Here is an 18,369-nt window from a genome sequence, read left to right on the forward strand (position 1 = left end):
GTTCCTATGCCTAAACGGACAGACATATCCTCTATTATGATTATTGGTGCTGGACCGATTGTGATCGGTCAGGCATGTGAATTCGATTATTCTGGTGCTCAAGCTTGTAAAGCCTTGAGAGAAGAAGGCTATCGCGTTATTTTGGTTAACTCTAACCCTGCCACGATCATGACTGATCCTGATATGGCTGATGCAACCTATATTGAGCCTATTACGCCAGAAACCGTTGAGAAAATTATTCTTAAAGAAAAACCAGATGCAATCCTTCCAACAATGGGTGGGCAAACCGCTTTAAATACAGCAATGGCACTGGATAAATCAGGGTTCTTACAAAAGCATAATGTTGAGCTCATCGGTGCCAAAGCAGACGTGATTGATCGTGCTGAAGATCGTTTAAAATTCCGTGAAACGATGGAAAAAATCGGCATCGAAAGCCCTCGCAGCACCATTGCCCATACCATTGAAGAAGCCAGAGAAGCATTGAAATTCACAGGGCTTCCCGCTGTTATTCGTCCCTCCTTTACCCTTGGCGGTTCTGGTGGCGGTATTGCTTATAATAAAGATGAGTTTGAACAAATTGTTACCTCTGGTTTGGATGCATCGCCTACAACAGAAGTTCTGATCGAAGAAAGTATTCTTGGTTGGAAAGAATTTGAAATGGAAGTTGTTCGCGACAGTGCGGATAATTGTATCATTATTTGTTCCATTGAAAATATCGACCCTATGGGGATTCACACAGGCGATTCAATCACGGTTGCCCCAGCCCTGACATTAACCGACAAAGAATATCAACGCATGCGCGATGCATCAATTGCATGTTTGCGCGCTATTGGGGTCGATACGGGTGGATCAAACGTTCAGTTCGGGTTAAATCCTGTTGATGGGCGTATGGTTGTTATTGAGATGAATCCTCGTGTGTCTCGCTCTTCTGCACTGGCTTCGAAAGCTACAGGGTTTCCAATTGCAAAAATTGCTGCGAAATTGGCAATCGGCTATACACTAGACGAATTAAAAAACGATATTACCAAAACAACACCGGCCTCTTTTGAGCCTACAATTGATTATGTCGTTGTTAAAATTCCTCGTTTCACCTTTGAAAAATTCCCTGGAACGCCGGCATTACTGAGCACCAGCATGAAGTCTGTTGGTGAGGCTATGGCAATTGGTCGTTCTTTCCCAGAGGCCTTACAAAAAGGTCTACGTTCAATGGAAATTGGGCTTTCTGGGCTTGATCCTGTTGAAGTTCCTGGTGATGGAGATATTGATTCGTTCCGCGGTGCGCTTTCTCAGCCCCGCCCTAATCGTATTTTAATGGCAGCACAAGCTATTCGTGCAGGTATTTCTTTGGAAAGCATTCACGAAGCGTGTCGTTTAGACCCTTGGTTCTTACGTGAGCTTGAAAAAATCATTCATGTTGAAAAAGAGCTTCAAGCCAATGGGCTACCAAATGACACCTATCAACTAAGATCAATCAAAGCGCTTGGCTTCTCTGATAAGCAACTTGCACAATTAACAAATAAAACAGAAGCAGAAATCGCACAGCATCGTGCAAATTTAAAAGTTTTGCCTGTATATAAACGTATTGATACTTGTGCAGGAGAATTTGCCTCTTCTACTTCGTATATGTATTCAACTTATGAAGGCAGCTTTAATACACCTGTTTGTGAAAGCAATCCAACAGACCGTGAAAAAATCATTATTTTAGGTGGTGGGCCCAACCGTATTGGGCAAGGGATTGAATTCGATTATTGCTGTGTTCATGCTTCTTATGCGCTTAGAGAAGCGGGTTACGAAACCATCATGGTTAATTGTAACCCTGAAACAGTATCAACAGATTATGATACTTCTGATCGGTTATATTTTGAGCCTTTGACCAACGAAGATGTTATTTCTTTGATACGTCGTGAGCAAGAAAGCGGGACTGTCAAAGGTTGTATTGTGCAATATGGTGGTCAAACCCCCTTAAAACTTTCAAAAGCCCTTGAAGATGCTGGTATTCCATTACTTGGCACCCCTGCTGATGCAATTGATTTGGCTGAAGACCGTGAACGTTTCCAAGTTTTATTAAAAAAGCTCGGCTTACGCCAACCTTCAAACGGAATTGCACGCAATGGCGAAGAAGCGGAACAGATCGCTGAAGAAATCGGCTATCCTGTAGTTGTACGCCCTTCATACGTCTTGGGTGGACGGGCGATGGAAATCGTTTATGATAAAAACAGTCTGCATCGTTATTTACGTGAAGTCTTACAATCTGCTGGTATTGATGTCAGTTCTGGCCCATTATTAATTGACCAATATCTAAGCGATGCAATAGAAACAGATGTTGATTGTTTATCTGATGGTGAGGATGTTTACGTTGCTGGCGTTATGGAACATATTGAACAAGCAGGTATCCATTCTGGAGACAGTGCATGTTCTATTCCCCCATATACCCTAGCCCCTTCAATCGTAACTGAACTTAAAGCACAGACATCTACCCTAGCCAAGGCTTTAGGCATTGTTGGCTTAATGAATGTCCAATATGCCATTAAGAATAACGAGGTCTTTATTCTTGAGGTAAATCCTCGTGCATCCAGAACGGTTCCTTTTGTTGCCAAAGCAACGGGTGTTCCCGTAGCAAAAATCGGTGCTCGCGTTATGGCTGGCGAGAAATTGAGCTCTTTTGGTCTAACTGAACGTTCTATTTCTGGTCATGTTGCGGTCAAAGAAGCTGTATTCCCCTTCGCTCGTTTTCCCAATGTGGATATTATCTTGGGGCCAGAAATGCGTTCAACAGGTGAGGTTATGGGAATTGATACGTCCTTTGAACGTGCTTTTGCAAAATCTCAATTAGGCGCTGGGGTGACCTTACCTTTATCTGGCAATGTTTTTCTCTCTGTACGTCACAATGATCGTGTTTCTTTACCCTCTATAGGGCGTAAATTAACCGAAATGGGCTTTACAATTCTTGCAACGCGGGGAACTGCTGAGACCTTAAAGCAAGCTGGCATTGAAGCAAAAATTGTCAATAAAGTTCTAGAGGGTCGTCCTCATTGTATTGACGCAATTCTCTCTGGGGAAGTCCAACTGATTATCAATACGGTTCAAGGTGCGCAAGCTACTGCAGACAGTTTTGATATTCGTCATTCTGCATTAACTCATGCTATACCCTATTATACAACCATGGCTGGTGCCATGGCGGCGGTTCATGCAATCTCTGCATTACGTGCAGGACAATTAGATGTAGCACCTTTACAATCTTATTTTAAGCATTAAACTATACTTAGGGAAAAGATATAATATCTTTTCCCTAGATCAAACATCTTATTTATTTCAAGTAATTACAACTTATTTCCTATAATAAAATAAATCATTTCTTATTTGTAATAAATAAAGTATAGAATATATGTATGTTCTATGAGTATTAAAGGAAATTTCTATGTCAACTTTTGATAGAAAAGATCTCTCATATTTTCTAGGTAAACAACTTATGTTTACTTATGATAATGGTTGGAATTATGAACTTTATATAAAAAACGAACAGCTCGTTGATTATCGAATTCATTACGGTATTGTTGGTCAAAAATGGGTTAAAAATCAACCCGTTAGTATCGCTCGCATTGGAGAAGAAATCTGCAAAATTTCATGGACAGAACCAACAGGCATTAATGTAGGGATCGTTATTAATCTACAAGATAACTTCTATCAAGGCACCATCTTTTTCCCTCGTTGGGTTATTAACCACCCAGAAAGATGCAAAGGCTTTCAAAATGATCAAATTGCTCTAATGGAATTTTACCGCGAGGCTGGACCAACCTACCCAATTGAAATTATTGATGAATTTGCCAATATTACTTTCATCAAGGATCGTGGGATAAATAATGAAAGCGTCATTGCATGTGCAGCAAGTGAATTACCTGCAGACTTTCCTCACAATTTAAACTTATAAATATGTTATATCAGGTTACAAAGTAAATTTATGAAGATAGTAAAGAAATAATACTATGTTTATAAATTTGCCTTCCAAAATTCTGGCAAGAATATTTCTTGTACAAGGATTGTCTGTGTATTGCTTTTAAAGCAGGATCGCCTTGCCCACAAATAGGTATGGATATATTCTAAAGAGATAATTTCTTTGGGATAACGGGTTACCTCTATAATAGACCTATTGAAACTTCCTCTATTAAACAACATGGACCCAAGAGGTTGTTTTCCTATATTTTTCAAAGTCTCTGGATCATTTTCTTTTATAGAATCTGATAAAATAATACTGCGTGCATAAACCCATGGGGTATCATTTCCTTTTAAAATAACCTCTCTCACCCATGCTTGTTGTAAAGAGGAAATATTTAAAATTGTATATTCATCCTCTCTTAGAAATTGTTTTTTTTCTGATAATATTTCTAGCGAAAATGCATTCTGGCTTAATTCTATTAATCTTTTTGTTAAAGAACCCTTATCAAACAGCCAATCCTTTTCAACAATAGAAAGTTGATCCTTAATCTCATTATAATTTTGCCAGCATAGTTTGATCATTTTATGCACTCAAAACCTATTTAACAGTGGTAACATAAGTTGGTAAATTCCAAGCTCCACCGGCTTCAATATTACGACAAATTCCACTATTACCATCATATGCTTTAACAAAATTCTTACCATTCCATATCCAAGATTTATGAGACCAACAGTCCCCTATTCCTCTATCTTTACTGCTTGATGAAATTTCATCACCTTCTATAATATCATCAATAGCACCATCCGCCATAGTTGTGATTAGTTTAGGTTGGTAAGGTTCTTGTTGATTAATTATCCAATAACCATAAACTTCATTGTAGGCTCCTCTCGCACATAAACCACTAATTAATAATTGGTTATTTGGTAATATAGCGACCACTTTTGGATCAAATTTATTATATTCACTGTCACCCTTTATCAATAGATCACAAGAATTATAATCTCCTCTTTCCTTATCTGGACCAAGATCCTTACCGTTTGACAGTTTTTGTTTTAGAACATACCAATTAACTTTAGATTGCCATGATTTTGGATCCCCTTTTATTAAAGGCTTCTGAAATATTACAGGCTTTGGTAATGCAGGTAAAACTTTACTCTCAGGTTGGTTTCCTTTTTTAATCAAAGCTGAGCTCGTACCAACACGCCCTTGTACTTCATCCATTTTTAACAAAACTGCAACGGCACCATCTCCAGGCAATACCCATTCTTCATTTTTATCAACAAAAGCAATCTTGGAAGTGCCTTTAAGTGCTAATATTAATATTTGTGTTTGTTCTTTTGTTAAAGAATTTGTGGTTTGCTTATCATTAATATCTTGGATAGATTCTGATCCCAGTTTACCATAGGATTTATCTGCAATTTTTAACGTTACTTTATTGGTAGTTTTAACAGTTTGATCATCTATATCTGCAAACTTAACCAAAGCAGAAACATCCTGCCCTATTCCTGCTTTTCGAACTAACAAAACAGTAACTCGATTTTTTGCATCTTCAACAGAGTATCCAGCTGCACGGCATGTAAGCGTATTATCACAAACGATTTGCCAATCTTTATGCTCAAAAGATATCCCATCCGCATAAGCTGTTGATCCAAGATACAACCAAAAACCGATTATTAAGAAAAAACTTTTACAAAAATTCATTTAGATATGTATCCCTATCAACATCGTAATCATATTATAAATATATTTGACAATCTTTTAGGAATTAATAACATATTTAAAATATCTAAATTTGTTTCTTTAGAAAGCTATTTATTATTACAATTACTTTCGCTATACTACTCTATTGTTCGTTTTTTTAAGGATAGTTAATCTTGCAAAAATTTCCAATGACGGCTCAGGGGCTTCAACGTCTGGAGGAAGAGCTTCGTCGTCTCAAAGATAAGGAACGCCCTGAAATTATTCGTGCAATTGCAGAAGCACGCAGCCATGGTGATTTATCTGAAAACGCAGAATATGATGCGGCTCGTGATCGCCAATCGTTTACAGAAGGACGTATTTTAGAGCTTGAGCAAATTATTTCTTCTGCACAAGTTATTGATCCATCAACTTTATCTGGAAATACCGTTAAATTCGGTGCAAAAATTTTGTTAGTTGATGAAGAAACCGACAAAGAAATTACCTATCAAATCGTAGGTGTTCATGAAGCTGATATTAAGTTAGGGTTACTTTCTATTTCTTCCCCTCTGGCAAAAGCCCTGATCGGTAAAGAAAAAGGATCGACAGTTTCCGTCCCTGCACCTGGCGGAGATCGCTCTTATGAAATCCTTGATATAACTTATGGTGCTTAGGTCTGGTTTAAAATAATGCTTTCTATTGATGATATCTATGCCGCCGCTGAACGGATTAAAGGCCGCGTTGTTCGTACTCCTACGATTGCTTGTCAATCTTTGTCCAAACGCATTAATGCTAATGTTACTTTAAAGCTTGAAAACCTGCAATCTGTTGGTTCTTTTAAAGAAAGAGGTGCGGCAAATCGGTTGGCCATGCTTACCGAGGACGAGAAGAAACGTGGGATAATTACTGTATCAGCGGGAAATCATGCCCAAGGTGTCGCTCGACATTCACAATTAATGGGCATAGATGCCGTCATCGTTATGCCTAAATTTACCCCTGTTTCCAAAGTCAATCGTACGGCTGCATGGGGTGCGAAAATTATTTTAGAAGGTGAAGATTTTACACAAGCTTCTTTATTCGCAGATCAACTGGCGGCCAAAGATGGTCGCATTTTTGTTCATCCTTATGATGACATTGGGGTTATGGCTGGACAAGGTACAGCAGCATTAGAGATTTTTGAAGATGCCCCTGGAGATATTGATTATTTGCTTGTCCCTGTTGGAGGGGGTGGATTAATTTCTGGTTTTGCCGTAGCTGCCGCAGCTTTACGCCCATATACAAAAGTTATTGGCGTACAGAGTGATCAATTTTTCTCTTATTCTATTGCTCAGAACAAAGATTTACCTGTATTAGGTGGCGCAACCATTGCCGAAGGTACTGCCGTTCGTAAATTAGGACAACATACTTCTGAAGTTATTAAGAAATACGTTCATGATATTATTTCTGTCCCTGAGCAAGCTATTGAAGATGCGATCACTTTGACCGCTGAACATGCCAAGCAAGTGACGGAAGGGTCTGGAGCCAATGCTTTGGCTGCGATTTTAACCTATCCAGAACGATTTAAAAACAAAAATATTGCTTATCCAATCAGCGGGGCAAATATTGATACACGTATTTTAGCCAATACATTATTACGCACCCTTTTACGTGAAGGGCGTTTGCTAAGATTACGGTTCTTTATTCCTGATCGCCCTGGTGTTTTGGCTGATATATCTCATATTATCGGGACTGAAATGAATGGCAATATCATAGAAGTTTCTCATCAACGTCTTTTCACAACCTCCAGCGTGCAATCAGCAGTTCTGGAAATTATGATTGAAGCACGTAGTGCCGAACATTCTCAAGAAATTGTAGAGTATTTACAAGCAAAATATACAGTGGAAAGAATATAATCCTTTTACAAACATAGAGTTTCTCAATAACTCTATGTTCTTACTCATGATATCTAATTTTATCTATAATATTTAATTTCAACCCTGAAGTCGGCGTATTTTTGTTTTGCAACTTTATCTGATTTTCTGCCCAAAAATCAATTAGCAAATCTGCAAAATGCACAATTGTTAACAATTCATCTTCATCATATTCTATATATTTGTCATAGATTCCGGATTGATCAATTATTTCAAAAGAAAGTGACATTACTTCTGCACATTCTTCTACTAAAGGTGGCAAATCAAATTCATCAGGATCAGATAAAGGAACTATTAACGCAGGAAGAAACTCGTTATCTGACCAAAAGATATTCTTATATCGATAACATACCTCATAAATTTTTTTACGCCATAATTGGCGCTCTTGAGGCTGCACATCACAAGCCAACTCATTACGATGTTTATTTATGATCAATAAAATAATTTCTATAAATAATTTAATTGTTAATCCTGGATTTCCACGCCTGATAAAAAAATTTTAATATATTTTATGAAAGCTATCGCCTCAATCAAGAAAAATAAAGGTAATACAAAGAAGCCCATACCTGTACCTTCGCCTATAAAAAAAGTTATGATTGCTAAAACAAAAATTGCAATCCCCATCATCACTAACCCAGCAGATTTCCAAGTTATAAAATAACGATCATACGGAAAAACACGTCGCAACAAAGTCATAGATATGCCTGTATCATCAGCAATACGCGCCAATATCATATGAATTTGTTCTGAATCTAACATATGCTGACCTTTATTTATAATAAGATCAGGCGTAACATTCTCTGAAGGAAGCTTTAGTTCATGCGAAATAAAATCTGTAATTTTTAAAGAGAATTGTTCTCGTTCATCCGAACACATTTCATCCATTACCGTTCTCTATTCTATAATATAAATCAATATATTATTTACCAATAAAGCAACCTTACCAAAAACAAGTAAGAGATACTATATTCATCAAATAGTATCTCCTACCTTAACATTGATGCGTTTTAAAAACCTAATCTACTCTGATCTCCACACTATCGTTACTTACACGTACGTCATAAGCTTTAATATTATACGCAACATCTTCTAAACAAACACCATCCTTCAGTCGAAAACGTTGCTTTTTCAAAGGGCTGGCAACCCATAAATCACCTTTATGCTCACCAATCAAACCTCTTGATAACACGCTCGCTTTTGCAAAAGGATCAATATTACTGATCGCGTATAATTCTTTATTTTCTGTTGGTCGAAATATCGCTACATGCTCATTTTTAACTAAAGCACATATTCCTGTCTGAGGTATAAGATCATTAATTTGGCAGATTGTTATCCATTCACTCATTATTCTTCTCCTCTTTAACTAAAAATACGTTCTTCTGGTTTTGCAGGACGATGTTGCTGACGTTCAGAGACCATTTGCACAAAATTATCAGGTAAGTCACTATTCATAAAATGTGCAAATCGTTTCTGATATTGTGGATTTTCAACAGTTTCTTTCCATTCACATTTAAATTGTTCGCGTAAACCTGTTATATCCTTTTCCAACTCAGCATTAATTCCTAATTTATCATCAATAATCACACTGCGTAAGTAATCAATGCCACCTTCTAAGGATTGTAACCATACCGCAGTTCTCTGTAATTTATCAGCGGTACGAATATAGAACATCATAAAACGATCCATATATTTTACAACAGTTTCACGGTCTAAATTCCCAGCTAATAAATCAGCATGACGAGGTGTCATTCCACCGTTTCCACAAACATATAAGTTCCACCCCTTTTCGGTTGCTATCAAGCCAATATCTTTACCCTGAGCCTCGGCACATTCACGAGTACACCCTGAAACACCAATTTTCATCTTATGAGGTGTTCTGATTCCTTTATATCTATTCTCAATTTCTACGCCAAAGGCAACACTGTCACCAACACCAAATCGACACCATTCACTGCCAACACATGTTTTTGCCATTCGTAATGCTTTGGCATAAGCATGTCCTGTTTCAAATCCAGCAGCAATTAAGGCTTTCCAAATTTCTGGTAACTCATTTAATTTCGCACCAAACAACGCTATTCGTTGAGAGCCCGTGATCTTAGAATATAAATTATATTTTTTAGCAATTTCACCCACAGCAATTAATCCATCAGGTGTTATTTCCCCTCCAGCAGAGCGAGGAATTATAGAATAGGTGCCGTCTTTTTGGATATTTCCTAAAAAATTATCATTAGAATCTTGTAACGAAACTAATTCAGGTTTCAAAACATATTCATTCCAACAAGAAGCAAATAAAGATGCTGCTGTTGGTTTACAAATCTCACAACCATAACCCTGACCATGTTTCTTAAGAAGCTCTTGGAATGTTTTAATATTACCAACTTTGATTAAATGGTATAGCTCTTGTCTTGTATAAGCAAAATGAGCACAAAGTTGTTTCTTAACCTCGATTCCCTGCTTACTTAACTCTGCATTCAAAACTTGTGTAACCATTGGGATACACCCACCACATCCAGTTCCAGCTTTTGTGGTTGCTTTGATTTCATCTACTGTATGACATCCCGCTTGAATAGCGGCAACAATTTGGCCTTTTGTCACATCCAGACAAGAGCAAATGGGCGCACTATCTGGTAAAGATTCAACACCAATAATAGGTTTGCTTCCTGTATAAGAAGGTAAAATCAATGCATCAGGATGTTCTGGCAAGTCAATTTGGTTCAACATTAATTGTAACAAATTACCGTAATCAGATGTATCCCCTACTAAGACAGCACCCAATAGTTTTTTATTATCCCCACTTACAATGAGACGTTTATAAATTTCTTGTTTTTCATCTAAGTAAATATAACTATTTGCTGATGGTGTTCGACCTTTTGCATCACCAATACTTCCAACATCTACGCCTAATAATTTTAATTTGGCACTCATATCTGCACCAACAAACGGGGCTGTATCCTCACCCAATAAGTGATCAATTGCAATTTGTGCCATTTTATACCCTGGTGCAACTAAGCCAAAAATCTGACTATTCCAGACCGCACATTCTCCAATCGCATAAATATCGGGATTAGAAGTCTGACAATATTCATTAATCTGAATACCACCTTTTTGACCTATCAAAAGCTGACTTTGTTTTGCCAAAGCATCATTTGGACGAATACCTGTCGCAAAAACAATAAAGTCAATTGCAATGGATGAACCGTCTGCAAATTGCATTATCTTACCATGCTCGGCATCAATAATCTGTTTGGTATTTTTATGCGTGTGAATAGTGATATCCATTGCTTCTATTTTTTTACGAAGAAGCTGACCACCCATTTCATCAAGCTGTTCACACATCAAAATAGGTGCAAATTCTACAACATGAGTCTCAATTCGTAATTTTCGTAAAGCTCCTGCTGCTTCTAGTCCTAACAAACCACCACCAACAACGGCGCCTACTTTACTACGTTTGGCACAATCAGCAATCTTATCCAGATCAGTTAAGCTTCGATAAACAAAACAATCTTTACCATCAGCCCCAGGAATAGGCGGAACATAAGCATTGGAGCCTGTCGCAATAACTAATTTATCATATGGAACTATACAACCTGAAGCACCATAGACTTCTTTCTTTTGGCAATCGATAGAGACCGCTTGCTCTCCAAGCAGAAGTTGGACATGATGATTTTCATAAAATCCCTGGGGAACCAAAGATAAAGATGAAGCTTGATAATCTGAAAAATATGATGAGAGATGAACACGATCATAAGCAACATATGGTTCTGCACAAAATATAGTAACATCAAACTGGTTCTGATCTGCTTTATTATACAGCTCATCAACAAATTTATGCCCTACCATTCCATTTCCAATAATAATCAATTTAATCGGATCCATAATTGCCTCACTTTGATGAAAAAATTCAAACAATGTTAATCATTAGTTATAGTAACCAAAATGTTACCACTCATATTTACATAGAACAATAATCACAAAGTATAGTTCTATAGCTTATCAAAAGTGATTATTTGTAAATAAGTATATCTCGGTTTTTGTTTATAAATATTGTATTTAAAAATATTTACGAATTACTATGAGCTATTACACCAACACTATTTATTTATAGAAAATATTGCAGTATGAACATGATACCACTAAACTTGCTCAATTTTTTCATTTCTGATGTTCGCGATGGGCTTGGGCCTTTTTTAGCTGTGTTCTTACAGCAAAACCATTGGGAAGTAGACCAGATTGGTTGGGTAATGACGATCAGTGGTTTGACAGGTATGATTATTACCGCCCCTATCAGCACCTTGGCTGATATTATTCATACGAAACGTGCAATAATTATAATTTCAGCACTGATAATTATTTTAGCCTGCTGTTTAAACTATTATTATCCCTTTTTTTACGTGACTTTATCTACACAGATCCTGACCGCTATTGCCGGAGCTGCCATTCCTCCAGCCATTAATGCTATTACGCTTGGGCTGGTTGGACAAAAAGGATTTGATCATCAATTGGGACGCAATGAATCTTATAATCATGGTGGCAATGCATGTTCAGCAATGATGACTGGGATCTTCAGTTATTATTTTGGGTTAAAAGCTGTCTTTGCCTTAATGGTTATTTGGACAATATTATCCATCATCACGATTCAATTTATTCGCCCCGAGAAAATTGATTATAAAGCTGCCAGAGGACTGAATGAAACCCAAAAAGACCCCAGACCTATTTCCGATCTTTTGAAAAATACACATCTTTTAGTATTAGCAATTACGGTTACTTTGTTTCACCTAGCTAATGCTGCAATGTTGCCTTTATTAAGTCAAGCTATGGTAGCCAGAGGCACTGCTGGAAATGCTGGGACTTACACTGCATTAACTATTATTATCGCCCAAATGACCATGATCCCTATGGCGTTACTGGCATCTCAAATGGCGCAAACTAAAGGTTACAAATCTATTTTTATCTTTGCCTTAATCGCATTACCAATCAGAGGGTTATTAGCAGGCATGATCCAACATCCTTTTATTCTAATCCCTGTGCAAATGTTGGACGGCATAGGCGCTGGATTGATGGGAGTTGCAGTTCCCGGCCTTACGGCTAAAATCCTAAGTGGATCGGGGCGTATTAATAGTGGAATAGGAATTATTATGACCGTTCAAGGGATTGGTGCCTCTCTCAGTCCTTCTATCGCAGGTATAATAGCAAAACACTACCATTATAACATGGCTTTTCTTGCATTATCTTTGATTGCCGTCATTGGACTCTGCTTCTGGCTGGTCGCCAATAACAGCAACTCTCCCTATAAAATCTCTTAAATATCAAACATTTTCTTTTTTAAACTTCAAGGAAACACCATTAATACAATAACGTTCACCTGTAGGCATAGGGCCATCAGGGAAAATATGGCCTAAATGTGCTTTGCAACGCGCGCAATGAACCTCAGTTCTGGTCATATGGTGACTATGATCAATCTCCATCTCAACCGCTCCCTCTATAACAGTAAAAAAAGCAGGCCATCCACAACCACTGTCATATTTCATATCCCCATGAAACAAAGGGGTCTGACACCCCGCACAATAATATGTGCCAGGGCGCTTTTCGTAATTTAAAGGGCTGCTTCCAGGAGGCTCGGTTCCATGATCGCGCATTACGTTTAATTGTTCACAAGATAAGTCAGAGAACCATAAATGTTCTTTTGCTATTTGATCTGTCATTTATAAAACTTTGCATACTTAAAATATTTATTTATATATATTTTATATATGTTTTATCAAAATGGAAATAATCAAGTATTCTTTTTTTAAGCCATAAAATTAAAAGGAAATGCACTCAAAAAATATATTAAACTATCGATTTAAAGCTATAATTTTATGAAGATCCTCACCTTTAAAATAGTGAATTGAACTTTCGATATTATCTCAAGCAGCAATTAACCTCAATTTTTATATCCAATACAGATTTTCTCTAATATATTTAAACATAATGCTATGAGCGCCTTATCTGCTTTTTGCAAAAATCTTAGATTTTCAAGTAATTCTAGGTTATAATTTGAAAAACTTTTTATTACATCTTGCATATCACAACCATATACCTAATAATTATATTATCTATTGATAAACACATTCAAAACACACTTTTACTATATAAAAACATTTACTATTTTTATAAAAAATTCACAAGCAATGTCTGTTATTATGTTATAGTGGTATCCATAATATTCTTATCAGCTCATTCTATAATGCACATTACAAAACATTTATTTAATTTTTTACTTGTTTCAATGAATAGGATATAAAATGTCTCAAACAAAATATCGTCCCGTTATGTTAACCATTCTTGATGGGTTTGGATATAATCCAGAACACAAAAATAATGCTATTGCAAATGCCAATACTCCTAACTTGGATTATCTCCTAAATGAATGCCCTCATGCTTTACTTGAAGCTAGTGGTGAAGATGTTGGTCTTCCCGAAGGGCAAATGGGAAATTCAGAAGTAGGACATATGAATATTGGTGCGGGCCGCATCATTATGCAAGAGCTCCCTAAAATCGGTAAAGCTGTCAAAGATGGTTCTATTCTTCAAAGACCTTTGATGGTTGATTTTATTGAAACGTTAAAGAAAAATGGTGGGACTTGCCATTTACTTGGATTGTTCTCTCCTGGTGGGGTTCATTCTCATCAAGACCATGCTGTCGGTCTTGCAAAATCTTTGCATGCAGCAGGAATCAAAGTAACTTTACATGTATTTACAGATGGACGTGATACCCCACCTGAATCAGCCAAAGATTTTATATCAGAAGCTTTAAAAGAACTCCCCAAAGAAGTTAAAATTGCAACTGTCTCTGGGCGTTATTATGCTATGGACCGTGATAACCGTTGGGATCGAGTAAGCAAAGCTTATGATGCTTTGGTTTCTGGCGAAGGGCCTCATAAATCAGATGCGTTATCTGCCATTACAGATTCTTACAAAGAAAAAATTACTGATGAATTCATCCTTCCTACTGTGATTGGTGATTATCAAGGTATGAACGATAATGATGGTATTTTGTCCTTCAACTTCCGTGCAGACCGTATTCGCCAACTAATGGATGCGTTTTTGTTCCCTGACTTTGATGGATTTAAACGTTCTAAAATCGTTAAATTTTCTAAAGTTCTGGGGATGACACAATATAGTGACGTATTAACCAAATATATGGGCGTATTATTCCCACCTGATTCTTATGAAAATGTCATTGGTGAAATCGTTTCTAAAGCTGGGTTAAAACAACTTCGTTCAGCGGAAACAGAAAAATACCCACATGTTACTTATTTCTTTAATGGTGGACGTGAAGAACCTTTCCCTGGTGAAGATCGTATTTTGGTTAACTCTCCAAAAGTTGCGACCTATGACCTACAACCAGAAATGTCTGCGCCAGAACTTACTTCAAAAATTGTTCAAGCAATTAGCAGTGCAAAATATGATTTGATCGTTGTTAATTTCGCTAATCCAGACATGGTTGGACACACAGGAAAGCTAGATGCGGCTATTAGAGCAGTTGAAGCCGTTGACAAAAGTTTAGGTGAAATTGTAAAAGCCATTAAAGGACAAAATGGTGCTTTGTTAATTACCGCCGATCATGGTAACTGTGAAATTATGGTAGACCCAATTACTGGGGAACCTCATACACAACATACTTTGGACAAAGTTCCTGTGATTTTAGAGGGGGTTCCTGGGGTTCAATTACGTGATGGTCGTTTGGCAGATTTGTCACCGACAATATTAAAATTGTTGAATTTACCTCAACCCAAAGAAATGACAGGAAAGTCACTGATTAAAGAATAATATGAGGGCTTTCTGAAACGAGTTGCACAACATACCCCTTTTACTTTTAAACGATCTGTAAAAATCGTTTTAAGGGGCAGTTGTGCCCTTTTTCTTGTTGCCTTTTTCACAAATTATCCTGCCGCAGCAGAAAAAAATACTTCTGCCAAAGAAGCTTTCGAACAAGCTAAAGAAGCGCAAATAAAACTGCAACAACAAAAACAACAAACCGCCAACCAACTTAAAAATTTACAGCAACAAAAAGCTGATGCTGTTAAAAAGGCCTCTGAAGATCGTAAAAAAGCAGAGCAACTCAATCAAGAAATGCTCAAAGCTTCACAGACTTTACAGACTACCGAAAAAAAATCTGTATTATTAGCAGAACAAATAGAAGATTTTAAAAAGAAAATTGCTCTTTTAGATCAAAAACTCCAAGAAGAATCTAAGCATTTTTCTAAGTTCTTACCTGTTATGGAACGGCTTTCTCTGTATCCAACCGATACATTACTGGCAGCTCCACAATCATCACGCTCCACCCTTGGTCTTTCTGTCATTAAAGGCATTTCTGCTCAGCTAGAGCAAAAAGCGCAACTTATCAAAAAACACAAAACAGAGTTGGATGAATTAAAAAATAAACTGACTGAAGAAACAAAAAAACTAGAAGCACTACATAAAGAACAAGAACAACAACGCAATCAACTAGCCAAAGCTACAGAAGAAGCCAGAGCTATTCAAAAACGTTCTGCTTCAGCTGCGTTTAAAGTTTCCCAAGATGCAGCCCAAGCTGCGGCCAAAGCCAGCAACATCAATGATGCTATTCGTAAAATCACGGCCTCAAGACAAGCAGCAGAAAATCGTTTAAGAGCCGAAGCGCTGGCAGCAGAACGTTTAAAAAACCAAGCCAAAGCTGAATCTGCAAGAAAAGAAATTAAAACTATTACCCAAAGTAATGATGGCCCAGGACTCAGTTCCAATAGTAAAGAAGCCCCCGTTGCAGGACGCGTCGTTTCTTTGTGGGGCAGTTCAACCGATACTGGACCAGCCCAAGGGACAACCTATGCACCTCAATCTATGGCCTCGGTTCGTGCGCCTTGCAATGGACAAATTGAATTCGCCAGCCCGTTTCGTGGATATGGTCAAATGGTTATTCTGAATTGCGGCAAAAATTACCGTTTTGTCTTGGCTGGTATGGGTGCTTTAAATGTAGGTGTTGGACAAAGTATCAGCAAAGGCGTCGCCATAGGTCGAATGCCTGTGTGGTCTGGAGGTGGTAACACGGGGCGACCAACATTATTTGTACAGCTAAGACATGGTGAGCGCGCAATTAATCCATCACCATTTTTATAAGTCGATTTTTTTCTAATTTTATACTAGAAAGAATATACATAAAGAATACAATAAGATTTTGGATTTCATTATTCACGTTAATCCTCCCTTAAGGGATAGGTCATCAGGAGAAAATCAGCATGAAGTTCCGTAAAGGGCTGCTTGTTAGTACTGGATTATTAATTGTTGGGCTTGGAATTGGATCCCAATTGGGACAATGGTCTTCTTTTTCGAATAACCATCTCATTGTCCAAGCCTTGGCTCAAGAAGTAAAAAAAGACCAAACAAATGCTGATAAAAGTGCTGAAACCTATCGTTTACTAACCTTGTTTGGTGATGTTTTTGAACGGGTTCGCGCTAATTATGTTGAGCCTGTTTCCGATCGCGATCTGATTACCAATGCCTTAAACGGGATGTTAACAGGGCTTGATCCACACAGCTCTTATATGACTGAAAAGCAATATCATAATATGGAAATCCAAACCAAAGGTGAATTTGGTGGATTAGGCTTGGAAGTCCAAGAAGAAGACGGCCATATTAAAGTCGTTTCTCCAATTGATGGCACCCCTGCTGCTAGAGCTGGTATCAAAGCTGGAGATTATATTATCGCTATTGATGGTAAAAATATTGATGGTACACCTTTGAATGCCGCTGTTGACAAAATGCGCGGAAAGCCCAACACCCCTATTACACTGACTTTGTTAAGGTTAAAAACACCTAAACCTATCAAAGTCACAATGACGCGTGAGATCATTCATATTCAAGTCATTAAATCAGCTTTATACGGAAAAATCGGTTATATTCGCATTTCTCAGTTCAACGAAGAAACCGAAAAAGGTATGTTAAAAGCGTATGAAAAACTTCAAAAAGAAGCTGGTGGCAAACTCGCTGGATTAATTATAGATCTTCGAAACGACCCTGGTGGACTATTAGACCAAGCCATTGCAGTAAGTCGTGACTTTATCAAAGATGGCGCAATTGTTTCAACAAAAGCCCGTGACCCCAAAGAAAGTCAACGTTGGAATGCCAGTGGAAAAGATATTACGAATGGTCTTCCGATTGTTGTTTTAACCAATGGTGGTTCGGCCTCTGCAAGTGAAATTGTTTCAGGTGCACTGCAAGATCATCGTAGAGCGATCATTCTGGGTGGCAAAACTTTTGGTAAAGGTTCTGTACAATCTATTATGCCAATTCCAGGAAACGGGGCTATTCGTTTAACCATTGCACGTTATTATACCCCTTCTGGTCGTTCTATCCAAGGACTGGGCATTACCCCTGACATTCCTGTTCAAGATAGTTACGATGAACCAGAATTCAGCATTCGTGAAGCTGATCTTGACCACATTATCAAAAATGAAGGGGGTAACAAAGAAAAACCACCTGTCAGAAATGATCTTCCCGCAATTGCCGGTTCTATTCCAAAACAGCCACCTAAAAACTGGCCTAAATATGATTACGCCAATCCAGCCACAGATTTTCAATTGCAGCAAGGATTAAAGGTCGTACGTTCTATGGCCGGATTACCTGTTGAAAAAGACACACCAATTCCTGTCATTAAACCTGATCCTGTCATGCACCCTGAGGTATGGAAAAAAAATAAAGATCAGAGCAAACCATTACCACCAGCAGCAAAAACACCAAAACCTGCAAACGAAAACAAACCTGCTAATAATGAGCAAAAACCACCTCAAAACAACGTTCCTGCTGCTCACTAATTCATAGGATATAAATC

At 37.7% G+C, this 18,369-nt stretch carries 15 protein-coding genes; 8 read left to right on the plus strand and 7 right to left on the minus strand.

Features of this window, described 5'->3' with window-relative positions:
• The first annotated feature begins 6 nt into the window (after nucleotides 1–6).
• Nucleotides 7–3,255 carry a carbamoyl-phosphate synthase large subunit gene (carB, locus tag QMN76_RS04540; RefSeq protein ID WP_282023653.1) on the plus strand — a complete coding sequence of 1,083 codons (3,249 nt, stop codon included), beginning with the start codon at nucleotides 7–9 and terminating at the stop codon, nucleotides 3,253–3,255.
• 163 nt (nucleotides 3,256–3,418) lie between these two features.
• Complete coding sequence (locus QMN76_RS04545) at nucleotides 3,419–3,928, plus strand: phenolic acid decarboxylase (protein WP_034335907.1); 510 nt, start codon at nucleotides 3,419–3,421, stop codon at nucleotides 3,926–3,928.
• 59 nt (nucleotides 3,929–3,987) lie between these two features.
• Here QMN76_RS04545 and QMN76_RS04550 read toward each other — a convergent pair whose 3' ends face one another.
• A complete protein-coding gene (locus QMN76_RS04550; RefSeq protein WP_034335899.1) occupies nucleotides 3,988–4,515 on the minus strand; it encodes a chorismate--pyruvate lyase family protein in 528 nt (175 codons plus the stop codon).
• 16 nt (nucleotides 4,516–4,531) lie between these two features.
• On the minus strand, nucleotides 4,532–5,635 hold the full coding sequence (locus QMN76_RS04555) for a DUF1176 domain-containing protein (RefSeq protein WP_034335896.1): 1,104 nt from the start codon (nucleotides 5,633–5,635) through the stop codon (nucleotides 4,532–4,534).
• Nucleotides 5,636–5,808: 173 nt separating this feature from the next.
• On the opposite strand from QMN76_RS04555, the gene greA reads away from it, so the two are divergent.
• Both greA and QMN76_RS04565 read left to right on the plus strand, forming a co-directional pair.
• A complete protein-coding gene (gene greA, locus QMN76_RS04560; protein ID WP_034335892.1) occupies nucleotides 5,809–6,285 on the plus strand; it encodes a transcription elongation factor GreA in 477 nt (158 codons plus the stop codon).
• A gap of 15 nt (nucleotides 6,286–6,300) precedes the next feature.
• A complete protein-coding gene (locus QMN76_RS04565) occupies nucleotides 6,301–7,503 on the plus strand; it encodes a threonine ammonia-lyase (protein WP_282023652.1) in 1,203 nt (400 codons plus the stop codon).
• A gap of 40 nt (nucleotides 7,504–7,543) precedes the next feature.
• On the opposite strand, the gene QMN76_RS04570 is transcribed toward QMN76_RS04565, so the two are convergent.
• The 4 genes from QMN76_RS04570 to nirB form a co-directional block, all read right to left on the minus strand.
• Complete coding sequence (locus QMN76_RS04570; protein WP_282023651.1) at nucleotides 7,544–7,957, minus strand: hypothetical protein; 414 nt, start codon at nucleotides 7,955–7,957, stop codon at nucleotides 7,544–7,546.
• A gap of 29 nt (nucleotides 7,958–7,986) precedes the next feature.
• The gene (locus tag QMN76_RS04575) at nucleotides 7,987–8,406 is read right to left on the minus strand and encodes a hypothetical protein (protein WP_282023650.1); all 420 of its coding nucleotides are present in this window, start codon (nucleotides 8,404–8,406) and stop codon (nucleotides 7,987–7,989) included.
• Nucleotides 8,407–8,536: 130 nt separating this feature from the next.
• Nucleotides 8,537–8,866, minus strand: a complete 330-nt coding sequence (gene nirD, locus QMN76_RS10960; RefSeq protein ID WP_034335885.1) for a nitrite reductase small subunit NirD — start codon at nucleotides 8,864–8,866, stop codon at nucleotides 8,537–8,539.
• 14 nt (nucleotides 8,867–8,880) lie between these two features.
• Entirely contained in the window at nucleotides 8,881–11,397 is a 2,517-nt protein-coding gene (nirB, locus tag QMN76_RS04580; protein WP_328517258.1) for a nitrite reductase large subunit NirB, read from the minus strand.
• A 248-nt stretch (nucleotides 11,398–11,645) separates the two neighbouring features.
• Here nirB and QMN76_RS04585 point away from each other — a divergent pair, with 248 nt between their 5' ends.
• Nucleotides 11,646–12,824, plus strand: coding sequence for an MFS transporter (locus QMN76_RS04585; protein WP_282023649.1), 1,179 nt, complete (start codon nucleotides 11,646–11,648; stop codon nucleotides 12,822–12,824).
• 3 nt (nucleotides 12,825–12,827) lie between these two features.
• On the opposite strand, the gene msrB is transcribed toward QMN76_RS04585, so the two are convergent.
• Nucleotides 12,828–13,223 carry a peptide-methionine (R)-S-oxide reductase MsrB gene (gene msrB / locus QMN76_RS04590; RefSeq protein ID WP_282023648.1) on the minus strand — a complete coding sequence of 132 codons (396 nt, stop codon included), beginning with the start codon at nucleotides 13,221–13,223 and terminating at the stop codon, nucleotides 12,828–12,830.
• 582 nt (nucleotides 13,224–13,805) lie between these two features.
• On the opposite strand from msrB, the gene gpmI reads away from it, so the two are divergent.
• From gpmI to QMN76_RS04605, 3 genes are all read left to right on the plus strand, one after another.
• Nucleotides 13,806–15,332 carry a 2,3-bisphosphoglycerate-independent phosphoglycerate mutase gene (gene gpmI, locus QMN76_RS04595; RefSeq protein WP_282023647.1) on the plus strand — a complete coding sequence of 509 codons (1,527 nt, stop codon included), beginning with the start codon at nucleotides 13,806–13,808 and terminating at the stop codon, nucleotides 15,330–15,332.
• Between the two features lie 303 nt (nucleotides 15,333–15,635).
• Nucleotides 15,636–16,658 (plus strand): murein hydrolase activator EnvC family protein, encoded by a 1,023-nt coding sequence (locus QMN76_RS04600; protein WP_282065766.1) that lies wholly within the window; start codon nucleotides 15,636–15,638, stop codon nucleotides 16,656–16,658.
• 119 nt (nucleotides 16,659–16,777) lie between these two features.
• The gene (locus QMN76_RS04605; RefSeq protein WP_034335875.1) at nucleotides 16,778–18,352 is read left to right on the plus strand and encodes a S41 family peptidase; all 1,575 of its coding nucleotides are present in this window, start codon (nucleotides 16,778–16,780) and stop codon (nucleotides 18,350–18,352) included.
• The last annotated feature ends 17 nt before the right edge of the window (nucleotides 18,353–18,369 follow it).

It is taken from the genome of Commensalibacter papalotli (ex Botero et al. 2024) (assembly GCF_947179115.1).
Lineage (GTDB): Bacteria > Pseudomonadota > Alphaproteobacteria > Acetobacterales > Acetobacteraceae > Commensalibacter > Commensalibacter papalotli.